Raw genomic sequence first — 18,448 nt, forward strand, 5'->3', positions numbered from 1 at the left:
CAACAGAAAATATCTGCTGCTGTTCATTTTAATCCAGAAAATATATCCGTCTTTTCAATCGGCACAATGGATTCCATAAACCCAGAACTTATTCTGAATTTATTCAAAATGCTGTCCGAATATCCTTATTATTTCTCTACATCATCAAAACTCTCTGCTGTAACGATCTCATTTACCTGTGTGCATAACGGCTCGAAATCTTTTTTAACAGTTTCAAGATCAAGTCCAAGTCCCTCGCAGGTTTCTGTGTTTACTGTTGCAGTACCATTATCAAAAGTTTCAACAGATGTTGTTGCAGGATCTGCATCATTCATAAGGATGTCTGCGATCATATCTGCTGTCTTCTGTCCAAGGTTTGCATAATCAACACCATATCCGACAAATGCACCGTTTAGTGCAAAGGAGTCAGCTCCTGTATACTGTGGGATACCTGCATCAATGAATTTCTCATAGATAGAAAGCTCTGCTGTCATAATTGTGTTGTCAGTTGGTGTGAATACTGCATCTACGCCATCTGCCACCAGTGCATCTGCTGCAAGCTGTACCTCATCTGTTGTGGTACCTGTACGCTCTACATATTCGATGCCTTCTTTATCCAGATAATCCTTGGCTTCCTGGATGGCTGTTGTAGAAGAATCCTGTCCGATATCGTATAAAAGTCCGATTTTCTTTACATCCGGGTTCACTGCCTGGATCAGTTTCATGATGGATGCTGTATCCAGATAATCGCTTGTACCTGTAATGTTTGCTCCAGGTGCATCCAGATCCTCTACAAGACCGCTTCCTACAGGATCAGACACTGCGGAAAATACAACCGGTATATCGGTTCCTTCTGTTGCGGACTGCATACGCATTGCTACAGGTGTTGCAATACCTACCATCAAATCTACATTATCAGCCTGAAAATCAGAAATGATCTGTTCCATAACATTGGCATCTGCATTACAGTTATCATAGGACACATCAAAATTTACGTCTTTTTCCTTGCCGATTTCTTCCAGATGGGACTGGATGTTGTCTACTATCTGATTCAAGGAAGCGTCATCTACATAATTGCAGATACCGATCTTGAAATCCTGTGCCATAACCGGTGATGCCATCATCATAGTTGCCATTGCTGTTGCTGCGATTGCTAATACTCTTTTTTTCATAGTCTTTTTTCCTCTCTCTACATCTTATTTAGCAGTTCATGATCTTTTAACTGCCATAGTCTCAGGGATGTTTGTCAATCCCTTGTTACTGTCTGTGAGAAAGAACTCCCCGGATTCCTCTTTTTCCCGGATGTGTCAACTGCTGTGATACCCACCTGCCATCAGCAGATTTTCCTGCATTACAGGGGGTGCCATATAACAGATTCTCTTTATATATAAAAAAATCCGCCACAAGCTATCTGTTGCTTGAGACGGTAATAAGAATCTTATTATCGCGGTACCACTCAAATTGACGAATCGTCCACTTTCTCATGTACAAACATACACTCCTGATTTATAACGGGTTCGGTTCCCGTCGGTGCCTACTCTCACACTTATCAAGATTTCGGACCGCCCTCGAAAGGCCATTCAACAATCAGTTTCATACGGCTTCCCACCAATTGCCGTTCTCTGGAATGATTCTTGGTTGTTTACTCTTCTTTCTCATCGGTTTTGTTGTGTTTACTTTACCACGCTAATGCAGATATGTCAAGAGGTTTATTTTTTATTTTTTCCCATTCCTTCGCTGTATACTGGCGGATTAACATATATTTCCTTTTTTGCCTGTATATTTCAGGATAGTAATGGATAGCAATGTGTAAACAGTGATGTTTACAGAACTATGTGATAGGTGTTAAAATAATGTTCAGAAAAGATCTGCTATGTGGTGATTTTAAGTTTATATAGATTAGATTATATAGAAATGAGGGATATTATATGTCAACAGCAAAAATGGTTTTTCATGGGAGTGATATTGAGAAAATATGTGAGGTCTATCAGCTTAAGCCGGAGGAAATTGTGAAGTTTGGGGCTAATGTAAATCCGCTGGGGCTTTCCGAGCATGTAAAGGAACAGCTTGCAGGGCGGCTGGATATCCTGTCTTCTTATCCAGACAGAGATTATACTTCACTTCGCAGCACAATTTCAGAATATTGTAATATTCCTGCTGAATTCATCCTGCCGGGAAATGGTTCCAGCGAACTGATCGCACTGCTGATACAGGAACGAAATCCAAAGCATACCCTTATCCTGGGTCCGACCTATTCAGAATACTCCAGGGAACTCTCCTTCTCCGGAAGCACTCAGGAATACTACCACCTGCGCGAAGAGGATAACTTTGTTCTCGATGTAGATGACTTTTGCCGGACTCTGGATGGAAAATACGATTTTCTCATCCTCTGCAACCCAAATAATCCTACCTCATCTGCAATTAGCATAAATGACCTGCGCAGAATCGTTTCCTTCTGCAATGAGCGGAACATTTTCGTGATGATCGACGAAACTTATGTAGAATTTGCCCCGGATATCAATGAGATCACTGCTGTCAGCCTTACCAGAGAATTCACGAACCTTATGATTCTGCGCGGCGTATCAAAATTCTACGCAGCTCCAGGTATGCGTCTTGGCTACGGAATCACCGGGAACCTGGAATTTCTCAAAAAAATGAAAGAAAAACAGGTACCATGGTCCCTCAACAGTCTGGGAGCCCTGGCCGGCGAGCTGATGCTCAAGGACAAAAACTACATCCGCCATACCCGGGACCTCATCCTCTCAGAACGCACCCACCTGCTCAAAGCACTGGAGAATATCCCCACTTACAAAACCTACCCGGCCTACGCCAACTTTCTCCTCCTGAAAATCCAGAAGCCCGGCCTGACCTCCCGGGACGTCTTCGACGCCTGCATCCGCCAGGGTCTCATGATCCGCGACTGCTCCTCTTTCGAATGCCTGAACGGAGAATACATCCGCTTCTGCATCATGCACCCCCAGGACAACACCCGACTTCTGCATATACTGGAATCCCTTTAAAGCAGGACATTTCTTTTATTTATAGTAATTCCATAAAATAATACAAACAATCCAATCCATCATAGCTTAAAACCAGCTACCAGCGGGGCGGAAAATATTTTGTCTGGGGTGCATTTGCAGGAGTCTTAGATATTCTTAGTCACCAGAAATCTGCGTTATGAGCCGTCTGCCTCACTGTCTGAGCGAAGTTTGCAACGGAGCGAGTTTGACAAGACGGCTCATGCTTTTAGCAGATTTCTGGCGGCTTAGAATATCTTAGGCTCCGAAACCGCACCCCAGACAAAATATTTTCCGCCCCGCGTCCCTCTTAAACAAAGAAAGGCCAGAAACTCCCCTTTTCCGAAGTTTCTGGCCTTTTTTATCAGTTTTTAAAGCTATGGATCGGTGCCGGAATCCTTCCGCCACGCTGCACAAACGCATCACAGGAGAACTGGTTCACCGGCATGATCGGTGCATAACCAAGCAGTCCACCGAACTCAACCACTTCGCCAACTCCCTTACCAATTACTGGAATCAGACGAACCGCCGTTGTCTTCTGGTTCACCATACCAATTGCAGACTCATCCGCAATAATACCCGCAATCGTAGAAGCCTTCGTATCCCCAGGAATTGCAATCATATCAAGACCTACAGAACATACACAAGTCATAGCTTCCAACTTCTCAAGAGTCAGTGCCCCTGCATTCACCGCATCGATCATACCCTGATCCTCGCTGACCGGAATAAATGCACCGCTCAAACCGCCAACTGCTGTAGAAGCCATAACTCCACCCTTCTTAACCTGATCATTTAACAGGGCAAGAGCAGCTGTTGTACCCGGTGCACCTGCATGCTCCAGACCGATCTCCTCAAGAATCTCGGCAACACTGTCACCAATTGCAGGAGTAGGAGCCAGAGACAGATCCACGATACCAAACTTAACACCAAGGCGTCTGGAAGCCTCCTGTGCTACCAGCTGACCAACACGTGTTACCTTGAAGGCAGTACGCTTGATCATCTCACAAAGAGTTTCAAAATCTTTACCTCTGACCTGTTCCAGCGCAGTCTTAACAACGCCAGGTCCGCTGACACCAACGTTAATGATAGTGTCTGCTTCTGTCACACCATGGAAAGCACCTGCCATAAACGGGTTATCATCCGGTGCATTACAGAATACAACCAGCTTCGCACATCCCAGGGAATCCTGATCTTTGGTAGCTTTCGCTGTTTCCAGAACGATCTCACCCATCAGCTTAACAGCATCCATATTGATACCTGTACGTGTAGATCCAACATTTACAGAACTGCAGACACGCTCTGTCTTCGCCATAGCCTGCGGGATAGATTCGATCAGAAGTCTCTCAGCAGGAGTCATTCCCTTGCTTACCAGTGCAGAATAACCGCCGATAAAGTTTACGCCTACCACCTTGGCAGCCTTATCCAGAGTTTCTGCAATAGTTACAAAATCTTCCTTTGTCTTACATGCAGCTCCGCCAATCAATGCGATCGGAGTTACGGAAATTCTTTTATTTACGATCGGAATTCCATATTCACCGGAAATAGCCTCTCCTGTAGATACCAGATCCTTTGCACAGGTTGTGATCTTTTTATAGATTTTCTCATTCAAAATGGCAAGATCACTGTCGATACAGTCCAGAAGGCTGATACCCATAGTAATGGTACGCACATCCAGATTCTCCTGCTCGATCATTTTATTCGTTTCATTTACTTCAAAAATATTGATCATTTTGTTTTTCTCCCTTGTATGTTCTCTCAGCATTTTTCAGGCAATCTGACACAGGAAAGTCTCACAGCGGCTTACCTGCTTTCTCATCTTCTCAGATTCTGTGCATTACATTGAAGATATCTTCATGCTGGCAGCGGATCACTACACCGATCTGATCTCCAAGGGCTTCCAGTTCTTTTGCAAGAACTCCGTTGTCTTTTTCACATTTGCTGGCATCTGTTACCATCATCATGTTGAAATATCCCTGTACAATGGTCTGGGAGATATCAAGAATGTTTACATTGTTGTCTGCAAGATAGGTACAAACCTTTGCAATAATTCCTACGGTATCGTTTCCTACTACTGTGATGATTGTCTTTTTCATAAGTTCTTTGTCCTTTCTACACTGTAATTACTTCTGATATGCAATCCCTTTTTGCCACCTGGATCCTGAAATCACGGGACTTATAAGGGTTGTCACCTAAGGTTACTTCTGAACAGACGGTTTCATACGCCAGTTCCTCATAGTTATTTTCCCTGCTCAGATGCCCAAGGAAAATCCCCTTCATATTGTCATGCAGCAGTCTGCATAAAAGCCTGCCTGCATTCTCATTGGAAAGATGTCCCCTGTCTCCAAGAATCCTCTGTTTCAGATAATAGGGATATTTTCCAACCTGCAGCATACGGATGTCATGATTTGCTTCCAGAAGAAGCGCATCCAGATTCTGTAGATTACTGACTATGTACTCATTATATTTTCCAAGGTCTGTAGCAATCCCTACAGAATGCTCTCCACACTCTACCCGGTATCCTACGGGCTGTGCAGCATCATGAGGGATCGTAAAAGGATTCACTGTCAGATCATTAATCTCAAAAGGCTCATCTTCGTGTATCTCACGAAAAATCCCCTCCGGCATTTTTCCAAGATTCATGTGGGATAAAGCTTCCACAGTTCCTTCTGTCGCATAAACCGGTATCTGATGTTTCCTTGCGATCACACCCAGACCTTTGATATGATCCGAATGTTCATGTGTAATCAAGATACCATTAATATCTTTTCCTGTCAATTCCAGAGAATTCAATCCCTGTTCTACTTTTTTTCCGCTGATGCCTACATCCACCAGAAGATGGGTGTTGTCTGAGCCCACATAAATACAGTTTCCGCTGCTTCCGCTGGCAATGCTACAAAGTCTCATATTTTCTGATTCCTTCCTCGATCTGCTGCCTGGTCTGTGCAAAATCTCCGTTATTTACCACAACATAGTCTGCATTTTCCCGGAAAAAAGCCTCCGGTGCCTGGCTGGCAATGATACTGACTGATTTCTCTCTTGTATAACCGCGATTCTCCATCAGTCTCCTGATACGGATTTCTTCATCCGTATGAATATACCATATCGTATCACAAAACTCCTGATAATGATCTTCCAGAAGGAGTGCAGCTTCTACCACACATATCTTCTGTCCCTGCTGTTTCTTTACATCCAACTGTCCTCTGATATACTGTTTTACAGCCGGATGGATGATCTGGTTTAATTTTCCCAGAAGCTTCGGATGCGAAAATACTACATCCGAAACCTGTCTGCGGTCAATAGTTTTATCATTTTTTATGATTTGTTTTCCAAATAATGCAATCACCGGTTCATAACAGGACTGCCCCGGCTCCATTACCAGATGCCCGATCTCATCCGCTTTCATCACATATGCCTGATATTTTTCTTCAAAAAAATCAAGCACCGTACTTTTTCCGGCACCCACTCCGCCGGTAATTCCTATTGTTATCATCATCACTTCGCCTCATACCAGTTATTGCCCTGATGCATATCGACTTCCAGCTCTACGGAAAGCTTTGCTGCACCTTTCATCTCTTCTTCAAGAATCGCAGAAACCTGTGGGATTTCCTCTTTACAGGTCTCTATCAAAAGTTCATCGTGTACCTGAAGCACAAGACGGGATTTAAGATTCTCAGTCTTTAATCGTCTGTACACACGGTTCATTGCAATTTTAATGATATCAGCCGCAGTTCCCTGTATTGGAGAGTTCATGGCTACACGCTCCCCGAAAGACCTCTGCATAAAATTACTGGATTTCAGTTCCGGTATCGGCCTGCGTCTGCCAAACATGGTGGTCACATATCCTTTTTCTTTTCCCTCTTCCACCAGTCCGTCAAGAAATCCCTTGATCTTTGGATAAGTTTCAAAATATCTTTCAATATATTCTGCTGCTTCTTTTCGTGTGATACTTAAATCCTGGCTGAGTCCAAAGGAACTGATTCCATACACGATTCCGAAATTTACTGCCTTGGCATTTCTCCTCTGCAGATCTGTCACCTCATCAAAAGGCACATGGAATACCTCTGATGCTGTATGTCTGTGGATATCCTGAGCTTCTTTATATGCCTGGATCAGTTTCTCATCCCCTGACATATGTGCCAGGACACGAAGTTCGATCTGGGAATAGTCCGCATCCAGAAATACATAGCCCTCTTCCGGAACAAATACCTTACGGATCAGTCGTCCAAGTTCCATTCTCACAGGGATATTCTGAAGATTCGGCTCTGTACTGCTTATCCTTCCTGTTGCCGTAATAGTCTGATTAAATGTAGAATGTATTCTGCCATCTTTTGCGATCACACCGGTCAGCCCATCTGCATAAGTGGATTTCAGTTTTGCGAGCTGTCGGTATTCCAGGATATCCTTTACGATGGGATACTCCGGTGCAAGCTTTTCCAGAATATCTGCTGCTGTAGAATAGCCTGTTTTTGTTTTCTTTCCGCCCTTAAGGCCAAGCTTTTCAAACAGGATTACTCCCATCTGTTTCGGAGAATTGATATTAAATTCTTCCCCTGCCTGCTGCCAGATCTGCCTCTCCAGTTCTCCGATACGTACACTTAGTTTCTCACCGTAGCTTTTCAGTTCTTCACCCTTCACGCTGATTCCCCATTTTTCCATGGAATCAAGAGTAAAGATTAGCGGAAGTTCAATCTGTGTATATACATTCCACATACCTGTATCATGCAACGCTTCACACATAGGTTTCCGGCAGGCAAGTGCTGTATAGGCCATGTAGCAGCCCCAGGCTGTAAGTCCCTCTGCACTTTCCTCCCATGCTTTTTCCACTGTTTTCTTTCCAAGAAGTTCCTCTCTTGCAGGTAAGATACGCCCATTCAGATATTCCTTTGCCATATCATCATAGGTATAGGAGGATTTCAGCGGGTTCAACAGGTATGCAGCCACGCCTGCATCAAATACAGCCATCGGATCATCAAATTGTATATACTTGAGTAATGCCTTTACATCCAATGCACAGACAGTATGTGTTTTATTATATTTCAGAGTACCGTCTGCATTAACATCAGATATCTCTTTTTCTGAACTTCCCTTTGTATCTTCTGCATTACATTCCATATTATTCTCTGCATTATATTCAGATACCTTACGAAAAAGCTCTTCTAATTTCCCGCAGAGATATCCTTCTGTGATCATCCCCTCCACAGGAATATAATAAATTTCCTCTTCATTCAGCGCAAGTCCTGCGCCAAATACCCTGCCATTCTCTGTAACCAGAGAAACACCCGTTGTCTTTCCTGCTTCCGCTTTCGCAAACAGTGCTTCACATCCTGCCAGGTCTGCACATGTGAAAAATTCCTGCTCCAGTGTATCTTCCTGTACTGCCGCAGAATCAAAACGATTAAGCAGATTCTTAAATTCCAGTTGTCTGCAGAGAAGAAAAGCTTCTTTTGTATAAAGATTTCCAAGTTTGGCCTTTTCATACGAAAACTCTATGGGACTGTCCGTACAGATCGTAGCCAGAGCCTTGCTCATCTGCGCCATATCATAATGTTCTCTCATTGATTCCCTGGCTCTGTTTGGCTTAAGTTCTTCCAGATGTTCATGAGCATTCTCAATACTTCCATACTCCACAATAATCTTTGTGGCAGTTTTCTCACCTACTCCCGGTATTCCCGGTATATTATCTGCACTGTCTCCCATCAGGGCCTTTAACTCAATAATCTGGGGAGGTGTCACCTGATATTTCTCGATCACCTGCTGTGCATGGTAATCCTCTATGGTAGTCTTGCCTCTTACAGTCTTTGGCAGGCGGATCATAATCCTGTCTGTCGCAAGCTGAAGCAGATCTCTGTCCCCGGAAAGGATTGTCGCATCCATTCCCTCTGCTTCACTTTTCCTGGCCAGAGTTCCCAGTATATCATCCGCTTCGTATCCCTCTTTTGTCACAATATTCACACCCATTGCAGTAAGCATCTCTTTGATCAGCGGTACCTGCTCTCTCAGTTCTTCAGGCATGGGTTTACGTGTTCCCTTGTATGCTTCAAACATCTTATGACGGAAAGTCGGTGTCTTCAGGTCAAATGCCACCGTCAGATACTGAGGCTTCTCTTCCTCGATCGTCCGAAAAAGGATATTCAGGAAACCATATACCGCCCCTGTGTGTTTTCCTTCTGAATTTGTAAGATCCGGCAGACCATAAAAAGCTCTGTTCAGAATGCTGTGTCCGTCAATCAGTAATATTTTTTCGCTCATAAAATCCTCCAGTATCTTTATAGAATGTAATTTGTCTCCATCATTACAAAAATCAGTATTGCCGCAATCGTAGCGATCAGAAGGCATATACTCACGCCAAACATAAGCCAGCTGACTTTCTTCTTGCGGATATATCTTCTGGATTTCCGGATGTCCTGTTCCAGCAGTTTTTTGAAATCCAGAACTGAATCGCTGCTGTCATCATCAAGCTGATGTGTTACCTCATGGACAATAAAATATGTCTCCAGTTCATCATAACAGGAAGAACAATTCTGTACATGATCAAGAAACTCTTCCAGTTCATTTAACGGAAGATCATGTTTAATATACCTGCTCACCATTCCTTCTGCAGTTTGGCAATCCATCTTCATTCCCTTCTTTCTTCCAAAAAAACATCCAGGATGCTGCGTTCACTATTACGAATTATAACCGAACCGGAGTTAATTGGCAAGAAAAAGCAGCAGAAGCTCAAATCGCCTCTGCTGCTTTCATTGCTGTTCACTCAGTTTTCTGTGATATAGCCAATTTTCCGGATTGCCTGCGACAATGGACTTTTGACTTGTATATCTCGAAAAAATATCACTTCTGCAGATTTATTTTCCCGGAAGATGTATCTGCGTCAGCTTCTGTACTGTTTTCGGATTCTGCATTGTTCTCAGACTTTGTATTACTTTCAGATTCCGCCACTGCAGTGGAAGCCTGTACAGGTGCATTCAGGATTTTCATAAATTCCTCACCTGTAATTGTCTCATGTTCATACAGATATTTTGCAAGTTCATGGAGCTTTCCAATATTGTCCTGAAGGATTTTCAGTGCTTTCTGGTGTTCCATTTTTACCAGTTCCACAACTTTCTTATCCAGAAGAGTCTGTGTCTCAAAAGAACAGCTTAAGCTGGAGTCTCCGCCCAGATACTGATTTGTCACATTCTCCATGGCAACCATGTCGAAGTCTTCACTCATACCATATCTGGAGATCATTGCTCTTGCAAGCTTAGTCGCCTGTTCGATATCATTGGATGCTCCGGTTGTAATGGAGTGGAAGATCAGTTCCTCAGCAGCACGACCGCCTGTAAAGGTCGCTATCTTATTTGCAAGTTCTTCCTTTGTCATCAGATAATGATCTCCATCATCCACCTGCATGGTATATCCGAGTGCTCCTGATGTACGTGGAATGATAGTGATCTTGTGAACCGGTGCAGATTCGGTCTGCTTTGCTGCAACCAGCGCATGTCCGATTTCGTGATAAGCAACTATCAGTTTTTCTTTATTGGAAAGAACTCTGTTCTTCTTCTGATACCCTGCGATAACTACCTCGATACTCTCCTCAAAATCTGCCTGGGTGGCAAATTTTCTGCCGTCACGTACTGCACGAAGGGCAGCTTCATTGACAATATTTGCAAGTTCTGCACCGGAGGCTCCGGCTGCAGCTTTCGCAATCTCATCAAAACGTACGGAATCTGCAATCTTAATCTTCTTTGCATGGACTTTAAGGATTTCCTCACGTCCTTTTAAATCCGGAAGTTCAACAGGAATACGTCTGTCAAAACGTCCGGGACGAAGAAGTGCGGGATCAAGAGAATCCGGTCTGTTGGTTGCTGCAAGAATCACAACACCTTTAGAACCGTCAAAACCATCCATCTCTGTAAGCAGCTGATTCAGAGTCTGCTCGCGTTCATCATTGCCGCCTGTAAATCCGGCACCATCACGTTTCTTGCCAATTGTGTCGATCTCATCGATAAATACGATACATGGTGCTTTCTCATTCGCCTGTTTGAAAAGATCACGCACCTTGGCAGCCCCCATACCAACAAACATTTCCACGAATTCAGAACCGGAAATGGAGAAGAACGGAACTTCCGCTTCACCGGCTACTGCTTTTGCAAGAAGTGTTTTACCTGTACCCGGAGGGCCTACAAGAAGTGCTCCTTTGGGCATGGATGCACCGATTTCTCTGTATTTCTGCGGGTTATGAAGATAATCCACGATCTCTGTCAGAAGATCCTTGGCTTCGTCCTCTCCCGCTACATCTGAGAATTTAATTCCCGTAGATGATTTTACATATACTTTGGCATTACTCTTTCCAAATGACATTGCCCCACCGGGACCTCCACCCATGGAACTCATCATCTTCTTACTGAGCCATCTTCCAAGAAGGATAAAGATAACAATCGGTAATATATATCCTGCCAGCAGGCTTACCCAGACAGAGGTCTGCTGAGGTGCTGCCGCACCAAACTTCACTTTTGCATCATGCAGACGATCTACAAGATCAGGATCATTCATCTTGACAGTCCTGAAATAGCCTTCCTGTCCGTCACTTTCTGCTACATAATAGATATAATCATCCTGAATTTCTACGGTCTTAACATAACCCTTCTCCACTCCTGTCAGAAAGACACTGTACTCTGTTGTCTGTACCTTTCGTCCTTCAATTGCAGGAAGTAAAAGCACATTCAGAAGAATGATAACAACTGCCGCAATAATATAATATACATAAAGCGGTTTTCTGCCCGGCTTTTTATTATCAATATTCATCGACTTTTCCTCCATTCGTTTTTGTTATGATGTACCATATCACTTATTTTCCACTTTTTCAAGAAAAGTGGGATAAATTTCATAAAGATTTTAGAATTATGGAATAATAACAGTAACTATCCCGAAAAAATAAGCTTCAAAATTTAAAAATACACTTGCTTTCTTTAACAGATTATGCTATTATAATAGTCGTTTCAACGCCGGCATGTCGGAATGGCAGACGAGGCAGACTCAAAATCTGTTGTGGGCAACCACGTGTGGGTTCAAGTCCCACTGCCGGCATTAAACATTAAATATAAACGAAGCCGTTATTTACTGCGGCTTCGTTTTTTATTGCCAGAGCGGGAGATTTACCTGATCCGGTTAAAACTTCACAAATTTTGTTTTTGTATACACACCGCCTGCTTTGATCAGTTTCTGATATTTTGAATATAACTTCTTCGGAAGTTTCAGCTTTACTGTCCTGTTAGCTGCCAGCGCTTTCTGACCCACATATTTCAATGCTGTGCTGTTAATTTTGACTGTTTTGACAGCCGCACACTGATAAAATGCTTTTGTGTCAATTCTCTTCAGACCTGCCGGAAGTGTAAAACTGTTCAGTTTCCCGCATTTTGCAAATGCACTGCTTCCAATCTTTGCGACTTTTCTGCCAAATCTTACAGTTTTGAGATTTGCGCACTGATAAAATGCCTGTTTATCAATATAAGCCACGTTATCTCCTAATGTCACACCGGTAATCTTCTTATTTCCGGAAAATGCCTTTGCCCCGACAGAGGTAACCTTATAAGATGTTCCATTAATATTAACTGCCGATGGAATCTGCACTGCACTCATATCTGCCGTACATCCTGTGACACAAACCTCTTTTTTACCTGAAACCTTATAATAAAGTCCGCCTGACAGATATCCGGAAGCCGTCTCCTTCAACAAAGGTGCTGCGCTGAATTGATATCTCACTGATTCTACTGTATCAGTAATTTTCCACTCTGTTCCATCATACATTTCCTTCTGAAAGAACACGTACAGATTAAATGTAAGCTTCTTATCGGTATATACTCCTTTTGCTGTTCCAATCTTCCAAAGCCTGAATATTCCATTTTCTTCCGGTTCAGGAGACTGACTCCAATATACAGGTACCCATCTCATATCGCCAGAAACAGGACTGGCGTTCTGAGTTCCCGCACCTGTCACTTTAAAATCATAATATATTTCAGGATAAAAAAGCAGCGGTTTTTCAAGCCCTGTAATAACGCTTTCATTAACATCCACATCTGTATTTTTATTCATTTCAACTGCAGTTTCACTGACACCGGCCGGCCATATATACCGTAATCCTCCGTCAAAACAGTTTTCACTGTATGAACCTGCTCCATCCGAAAACTGTGCTGCATCAACTGTAGCAGAACCAAGCGCAAGCATTCCTGCGAGCATAAAAGCAATTATTTTCTTCATCATTCCATCCTCCCTTTTCCCGGTGATAATCAGCCAGACATTTGTAACCATTCAGTCTCTTCACAGTTCACGGCTGAATCGTCATAAAGATTCTCTATAATTATCAACATACGCTTATATATCTATATATTACTATTTTTTCAGAAAATGTCTATCTCGATTTTCATCGAATTTCCTCATATTATTACTTAATCCTATTTCTCTGAACTATAGCACTCCTCGTAAATAATGCATATTGATTAATAGGCTTGCCAAATAACTTTCCTCTGTTATTTCCAGATTATATGTTTCACTGACATGCTGCCGCAAAAATCTCAGTATGATCAGGCAACGCAAAAGGTACTGATCTTACGACATTGTACATAAGATCAGTACCTTCCTTTTTGTATATATTTATCCGGAATATGCTGATTCACTGCGTAAATCGCGTTTTCCTGTATTATTTCATATCTTCCAGCAATTTCTCATAAATCGGGAAGCAGTCAAATGTTGCAAAATAATCCTTCGGTGTCTCGGCACGGCGGATCATTTCGAAGCTTCCATCTTCACGGAGAAGAATCTCAGAAGATTTCAGCTTACCATTGTAGTTATATCCCATGGCAAAACCATGAGCTCCTGTATCATGGATCACAAGAAGATCTCCCATATCTACTTTTGGAAGATAACGGTCAATTGCAAATTTATCATTGTTTTCGCAGAGAGAACCTGTCACATCATACATATGATCACATGGCTGGTCTTCTTTTCCCATAACAGTGATATGATGGTATGCGCCATACATTGCCGGACGCATCAGGTTTACTGCACACGCATCCACACCAATATATTCTTTATGGGTATGTTTCTCATGGATCGCCTTAGTTACCAGGCAGCCATACGGCCCCATCATGAAACGTCCCATCTCTGTATAAATTGCAACATCACCCATTCCTGCCGGAACAAGTACCTCTTCGTATACTTTGCGGACACCTTCACCGATCTCTCTGATATCATTCGGAGTCTGATCTGGTTTGTAAGCGATTCCCACACCACCGGAAAGGTTAATAAACTTCACATGAGCGCCTGTCTCCTTCTGAAGTTTCACTGCCATTTCAAACATCTCTTTCGCCAGCATCGGATAATACTCATTTGTCACAGTATTGCTTGCAAGGAATGCATGGATACCGAATTCCTCGGCACCTTTTTCCTTCAGGATCTTGAATGCTTCAAAAATCTGCTCTGTTGTCATACCATATTTGGCATCTCCGGGGTTGTCCATAATATCGTTGCTGATCTTAAACACTCCGCCCGGATTATAACGACAGCTGATCACCTTCGGAATATATCCTACGGCTCTTTCTACGCTCTCGATATGTGTGATATCATCAAGATTGATGATCCCGCCGATTTCATTTGCATATTTGAATTCTTCTTCCGGTGTATCATTGGAAGAAAACATGATATCTCCCTCTTTGCATCCGATTGCTTTGGACATCATCAGCTCTGTCATGGAAGAACAGTCACAGCCACAGCCATACTCCTGAAGAATCTGAATCAAGAACGGATTTGGCGTTGCCTTTACAGCAAAAAATTCTTTGAAGCCTTTATTCCATGCAAATGCCTCTTTCACTGCCTTCGCATTCTCGCGGATACCCTTTTCATCATAAAGATGGAAAGGTGTAGGAAACTGTGCGGTGATTTCCTGAAGTTTATCCAGGGTGACAAATGGTACTTTTTTCATAATAATCTTTTCTCCTCTTACTTCTTGTGTATATGTGTATATAAATGATCCTGACAGTACTCGTAGTTTCCGTTACATTTGGAACAGAAACGGAATTCCAAATTCGGATCATCTTTCTCTGTACGGCCACAGACTGCACATTTGTGCTTCGTCACTTCCCCTGACTTGTTACCACCCGAGAAAGGAACAGTCTTGCTTTCTCCCATTGCTCTCTTAAACTGATTTCTGCGATGGATTTCCTTCGGATTGTATCTGTTAAGATTTCTTGTACCAAGGAAGAAAATAATAAAGTTCAGTAGGGATGCGATGATCGGCAGTGCCATAAACCATGCTCCACTCATGATATCACTTACAACATCATACATGACAATCAGCACATACACAATTGACATCCATTTCATCTTAATTGGTATTACAAACATAAACAATACAGTTGTATCCGGATATGTCAGCGAATATGCCAGAAAAACTGATAAACTAATATAATATGTGGAAAAAATCATCCCACTATATCCATCCAACATTCCATCCATTGCAAAATGCAGAATAAATGCAGCAATCACTGTAAAAAATATTCCGGACAAAATATATAAGGTGAATCTGAATTTTCCCCATGTATGCTCTAAAGAAGCACTTACAGGATAATAAAAGAATAAAATTGCGATTACAAACCAAAGTGGTGATGACATACTTGGCGGTGAAATAATCCATGTAACAAGTCTCCATATCTGACCATGCAGGATTTTAGAGACATTCAAACTCAACATGGAAAGAGCCCCTGGATTAATATACATCAATGCATATCCCAGTACATAACTTACAATAATATAAATCGTAAGATTCTCAATCCCGCGGTTTCCAAATTTTCGTTCCAGTTTGTCAATAAATTTCATAGATCTCCTTTTCTCACAAAATGCTATTCGTTCTTTCGTTACAGCGGATATCCACAATCTGCTTTCTCTGCGTAACTCTGCACCGCATAGCTGCTTTTCAGTCCAGCTGCAAAATCAGAAAAACTTCTTCTTGGAAAGAAATATCGCTGCAATGATACTTGCCACTACAGAAAGGATGATAACGATAAGAAATCCCCATGGTGTCCTGGAAAACGGCATTCCCGCAGCACTCAGGTTCATGCCATATGCGCTGAAAACAATAGTCGGAATACTCATAACAATGGTAATAACAGCCAGAACCTTCATGACAATGTTCAGGTTATTGGAAATAACTGACGCAAAGGTTCCCATCATACTGCTGAGGATACCGCTGTAAATATTAGCCATCTCAATAGCCTGCTTGTTCTCAATGATAACATCCTCCAGAAGTTCTGTATCCTCCGGATATTTCTTGATACTCTCCACCTTCAGAAGTTTCTCCAGAACCATCTCATTGGAACGCAGAGATGTGGTAAAGTATACCAGTGATTTCTCCAGTTCCAGAAGTTCCATCAATTCCTGATTTCTTGTAGACAGATGAAGTTTCTCCTCTATCTGCTCGCTCTTCTTATCTATAATACGCAGATATCTCAGATACATGCTGGCATTACGGTACAAAATCTGCAGGATAAATCTGGTTTTCATATAGGTAAAAAAGTTTCTTACCCTGCCTTCCATAAATCTTGTCAGAACCTGTGTGTCTTCCAGACATACAGTAAAAATCATCTTCTGAGTTACGATAATACCAAGAGGAATAGTCACATACCAGTCCTTCTCGTTACGTTCTTCAATCGCAGGTACATCTGCAAGGATAAGGGTATAATTGTCCTCCACTTCAATACGGGAACGTTCTTCCTCATCCAAAGGTGCGCGCAAATCGTCCACCTCTATCCCAAACTGCTCGGAAATTTCAAAAATCTCTGTTGCCGTAGGATTCGTCAGTGCAATCCAGCAGCCCTCCTGTGGTTCCTGTATTTCATGGATAGCGCCATCGATTGTCTTAAAAATCCTTACCACGATCCACACTTCCCTTCTTTTTCTCGATTTCCCCTCAAATAAATCTGCAACTATTCAGAGTTTCTGCAAGAGATTACTGAACAGTTACGTTTGCTCTTTATTTTCACAAAGACTCAAACATCATTATAATTTGAACATGAATTTTTGTCAATTCCAATGCTTTCGGTTTACAAAACTTTTACACTTCGCTATAATAAAGTAGTATTTATAGAAGTCCCGGATGAGAGCGTCGTAGCGGGCTACGGCAACCTATAGCAAAATATATCGCAAAATGGGGCGTACAGATTGTGGGAATGATTTTTCAAACACACTCTAATACAATAACAGGAAAGGATACAAATCATATGAGCCAGTCATCATTTGGAAATAAATTTAAGGTAACCACCTGGGGTGAATCCCACGGAAAAGCTCTCGGAGCTGTGGTAGACGGATGCCCGGCAGGCCTCCCTCTCTGTGAAGAGGACATTCAGAAATTTCTCAACAGAAGGAAACCCGGACAGAGCAGATACACCACTGCCCGCAAAGAGGGAGATCTGGTAGAAATCCTCTCAGGTGTCTTTGAAGGCAAAACCACCGGAACTCCAATTTCTCTGATGGTAAGAAATACAGACCAACGCTCCAGAGACTACGGAAATATTGCATATTCCTATCGTCCCGGACATGCAGACTATACTTTTGACCAAAAATACGGATTCCGCGACTACAGAGGCGGCGGACGTTCTTCAGGGCGGGAAACCATCGGAAGAGTTGGAGCAGGTGCCATTGCTTCTAAAATATTGGGAGAACTTGGCATTTCAATCTGCACCTATACCAAATCTATCGGACCTGTTGAAATTTCTTCTTTTAATAAAGAAGAAATCAATCAGAATGCATTTTACATGCCGGATGCACAGGCAGCAGTAAAGGCCGGTGAATATCTGGAAGAATGTATGAAAAATCAGGACAGTGCAGGCGGCGTGATCGAATGTCGTATTACCGGAATACCGGCAGGACTTGGCGAGCCTGTCTTTGACAAACTCAGTGCTCTTCTCGCCCACGCCCTGATGTCCATCGGTGCAGTCAAGGCTGTTGAAATCGGCGACGGCATTGCAGTAACTTCCTCAAACGGTTCCACTGACAATGATGGATTCACAGTCAAAGACGGTGAAATTATCAAAACCTCCAATCACGCAGGCGGAATCATGGGAGGAATCAGTGACGGCAGTGAGATCATACTCCGCGCCCATATCAAGCCAACCCCATCTATCAGCCAGCCACAGCAGACTGTAACCAAGGATAAAGAACCTCTTTCTCTGGAAATCCATGGCCGCCACGACCCAGTCATTGTCCCAAGAGCAGTGGTTGTAGTAGAATCTATGGCAGCAATCACACTGACGGATGCACTCTTTGTCAATATGAGTTCCCAGATGGATAAGGTTCGGGATTTTTATCGGAAATAATTTCAAATAATCCACATAAAAATACCTTCACCTGAATTCTGAGCTGATCTCAGTTTCAAATGAAGGTATTTTATTATCTGTCTATATTGCTAATTCTATGTAACGAAT

Annotated in this window: 14 protein-coding genes, 1 tRNA gene, 1 pseudogene and 1 other annotated feature; of the genes and pseudogenes, 4 read left to right on the forward strand and 12 right to left on the reverse strand. The window is 42.6% G+C overall.

Annotation, left to right across the window (positions count from 1 at the left end; translation table 11 throughout):
• Window positions 1-128: 128 nt before the first annotated feature.
• On the reverse strand, window positions 129-1,151 hold the full coding sequence (locus tag G4417_RS04870; protein WP_118408173.1) for an ABC transporter substrate-binding protein: 1,023 nt from the start codon (window positions 1,149-1,151) through the stop codon (window positions 129-131).
• Between the two features lie 244 nt (window positions 1,152-1,395).
• Window positions 1,396-1,647: a binding site (T-box leader), on the reverse strand.
• 260 nt (window positions 1,648-1,907) lie between these two features.
• On the opposite strand from G4417_RS04870, the gene G4417_RS04875 reads away from it, so the two are divergent.
• Window positions 1,908-2,999, forward strand: a complete 1,092-nt coding sequence (locus G4417_RS04875; protein ID WP_173682856.1) for a pyridoxal phosphate-dependent aminotransferase — start codon at window positions 1,908-1,910, stop codon at window positions 2,997-2,999.
• Window positions 3,000-3,360: 361 nt separating this feature from the next.
• On the opposite strand, the gene G4417_RS04880 is transcribed toward G4417_RS04875, so the two are convergent.
• From G4417_RS04880 to ftsH, 7 genes are all read right to left on the reverse strand, one after another.
• On the reverse strand, window positions 3,361-4,725 hold the full coding sequence (locus G4417_RS04880) for a PFL family protein (RefSeq protein ID WP_173679666.1): 1,365 nt from the start codon (window positions 4,723-4,725) through the stop codon (window positions 3,361-3,363).
• Between the two features lie 91 nt (window positions 4,726-4,816).
• Window positions 4,817-5,089: an ACT domain-containing protein gene (locus G4417_RS04885; RefSeq protein WP_117674729.1), complete on the reverse strand. Its 273-nt coding sequence runs from the start codon at window positions 5,087-5,089 to the stop codon at window positions 4,817-4,819.
• A gap of 16 nt (window positions 5,090-5,105) precedes the next feature.
• Window positions 5,106-5,900 (reverse strand): MBL fold metallo-hydrolase, encoded by a 795-nt coding sequence (locus G4417_RS04890; RefSeq protein WP_173682855.1) that lies wholly within the window; start codon window positions 5,898-5,900, stop codon window positions 5,106-5,108.
• Window positions 5,887-6,489 (reverse strand): dephospho-CoA kinase, encoded by a 603-nt coding sequence (gene coaE, locus G4417_RS04895; RefSeq protein WP_243872076.1) that lies wholly within the window; start codon window positions 6,487-6,489, stop codon window positions 5,887-5,889. Before coaE ends, G4417_RS04890 begins: the two co-directional genes overlap by 14 nt.
• Window positions 6,489-9,245 (reverse strand): DNA polymerase I, encoded by a 2,757-nt coding sequence (polA, locus tag G4417_RS04900; RefSeq protein WP_173682854.1) that lies wholly within the window; start codon window positions 9,243-9,245, stop codon window positions 6,489-6,491. The genes coaE and polA overlap by 1 nt, the downstream gene beginning before the upstream one ends.
• 17 nt (window positions 9,246-9,262) lie before the next feature.
• Window positions 9,263-9,610 carry a zf-HC2 domain-containing protein gene (locus tag G4417_RS04905; protein WP_008704734.1) on the reverse strand — a complete coding sequence of 116 codons (348 nt, stop codon included), beginning with the start codon at window positions 9,608-9,610 and terminating at the stop codon, window positions 9,263-9,265.
• A gap of 214 nt (window positions 9,611-9,824) precedes the next feature.
• Window positions 9,825-11,780 (reverse strand): ATP-dependent zinc metalloprotease FtsH, encoded by a 1,956-nt coding sequence (gene ftsH, locus G4417_RS04910; protein WP_173682853.1) that lies wholly within the window; start codon window positions 11,778-11,780, stop codon window positions 9,825-9,827.
• A 199-nt stretch (window positions 11,781-11,979) separates the two neighbouring features.
• On the opposite strand from ftsH, the gene G4417_RS04915 reads away from it, so the two are divergent.
• A tRNA-Leu gene (locus tag G4417_RS04915) sits at window positions 11,980-12,062 on the forward strand.
• 81 nt (window positions 12,063-12,143) lie between these two features.
• Here the strand turns inward: G4417_RS04915 and G4417_RS04920 are convergent.
• From G4417_RS04920 to G4417_RS04935, 4 genes are all read right to left on the reverse strand, one after another.
• Window positions 12,144-13,235: a leucine-rich repeat domain-containing protein gene (locus G4417_RS04920; RefSeq protein WP_173682852.1), complete on the reverse strand. Its 1,092-nt coding sequence runs from the start codon at window positions 13,233-13,235 to the stop codon at window positions 12,144-12,146.
• Between the two features lie 436 nt (window positions 13,236-13,671).
• Window positions 13,672-14,952, reverse strand: a complete 1,281-nt coding sequence (locus G4417_RS04925) for a diaminopimelate decarboxylase (RefSeq protein WP_173682851.1) — start codon at window positions 14,950-14,952, stop codon at window positions 13,672-13,674.
• Window positions 14,953-14,969: 17 nt separating this feature from the next.
• Window positions 14,970-15,845 (reverse strand): hypothetical protein, encoded by an 876-nt coding sequence (locus tag G4417_RS04930; RefSeq protein WP_173682850.1) that lies wholly within the window; start codon window positions 15,843-15,845, stop codon window positions 14,970-14,972.
• Window positions 15,846-15,959: 114 nt separating this feature from the next.
• Window positions 15,960-16,901: a magnesium transporter CorA family protein gene (locus G4417_RS04935; protein WP_025576939.1), complete on the reverse strand. Its 942-nt coding sequence runs from the start codon at window positions 16,899-16,901 to the stop codon at window positions 15,960-15,962.
• A gap of 263 nt (window positions 16,902-17,164) precedes the next feature.
• On the opposite strand from G4417_RS04935, the pseudogene G4417_RS17700 reads away from it, so the two are divergent.
• Both G4417_RS17700 and aroC read left to right on the forward strand, forming a co-directional pair.
• Window positions 17,165-17,221 (forward strand): annotated as a pseudogene (locus tag G4417_RS17700) (DUF6783 domain-containing protein); the annotation flags it as partial.
• A gap of 24 nt (window positions 17,222-17,245) precedes the next feature.
• Window positions 17,246-18,340 (forward strand): chorismate synthase, encoded by a 1,095-nt coding sequence (aroC, locus tag G4417_RS04940; protein WP_173682849.1) that lies wholly within the window; start codon window positions 17,246-17,248, stop codon window positions 18,338-18,340.
• Window positions 18,341-18,448 lie beyond the last annotated feature (108 nt).

This window comes from Blautia wexlerae (genome assembly GCF_013300825.1).
In the GTDB taxonomy this organism is placed as follows: domain Bacteria; phylum Bacillota; class Clostridia; order Lachnospirales; family Lachnospiraceae; genus Blautia_A; species Blautia_A wexlerae_B.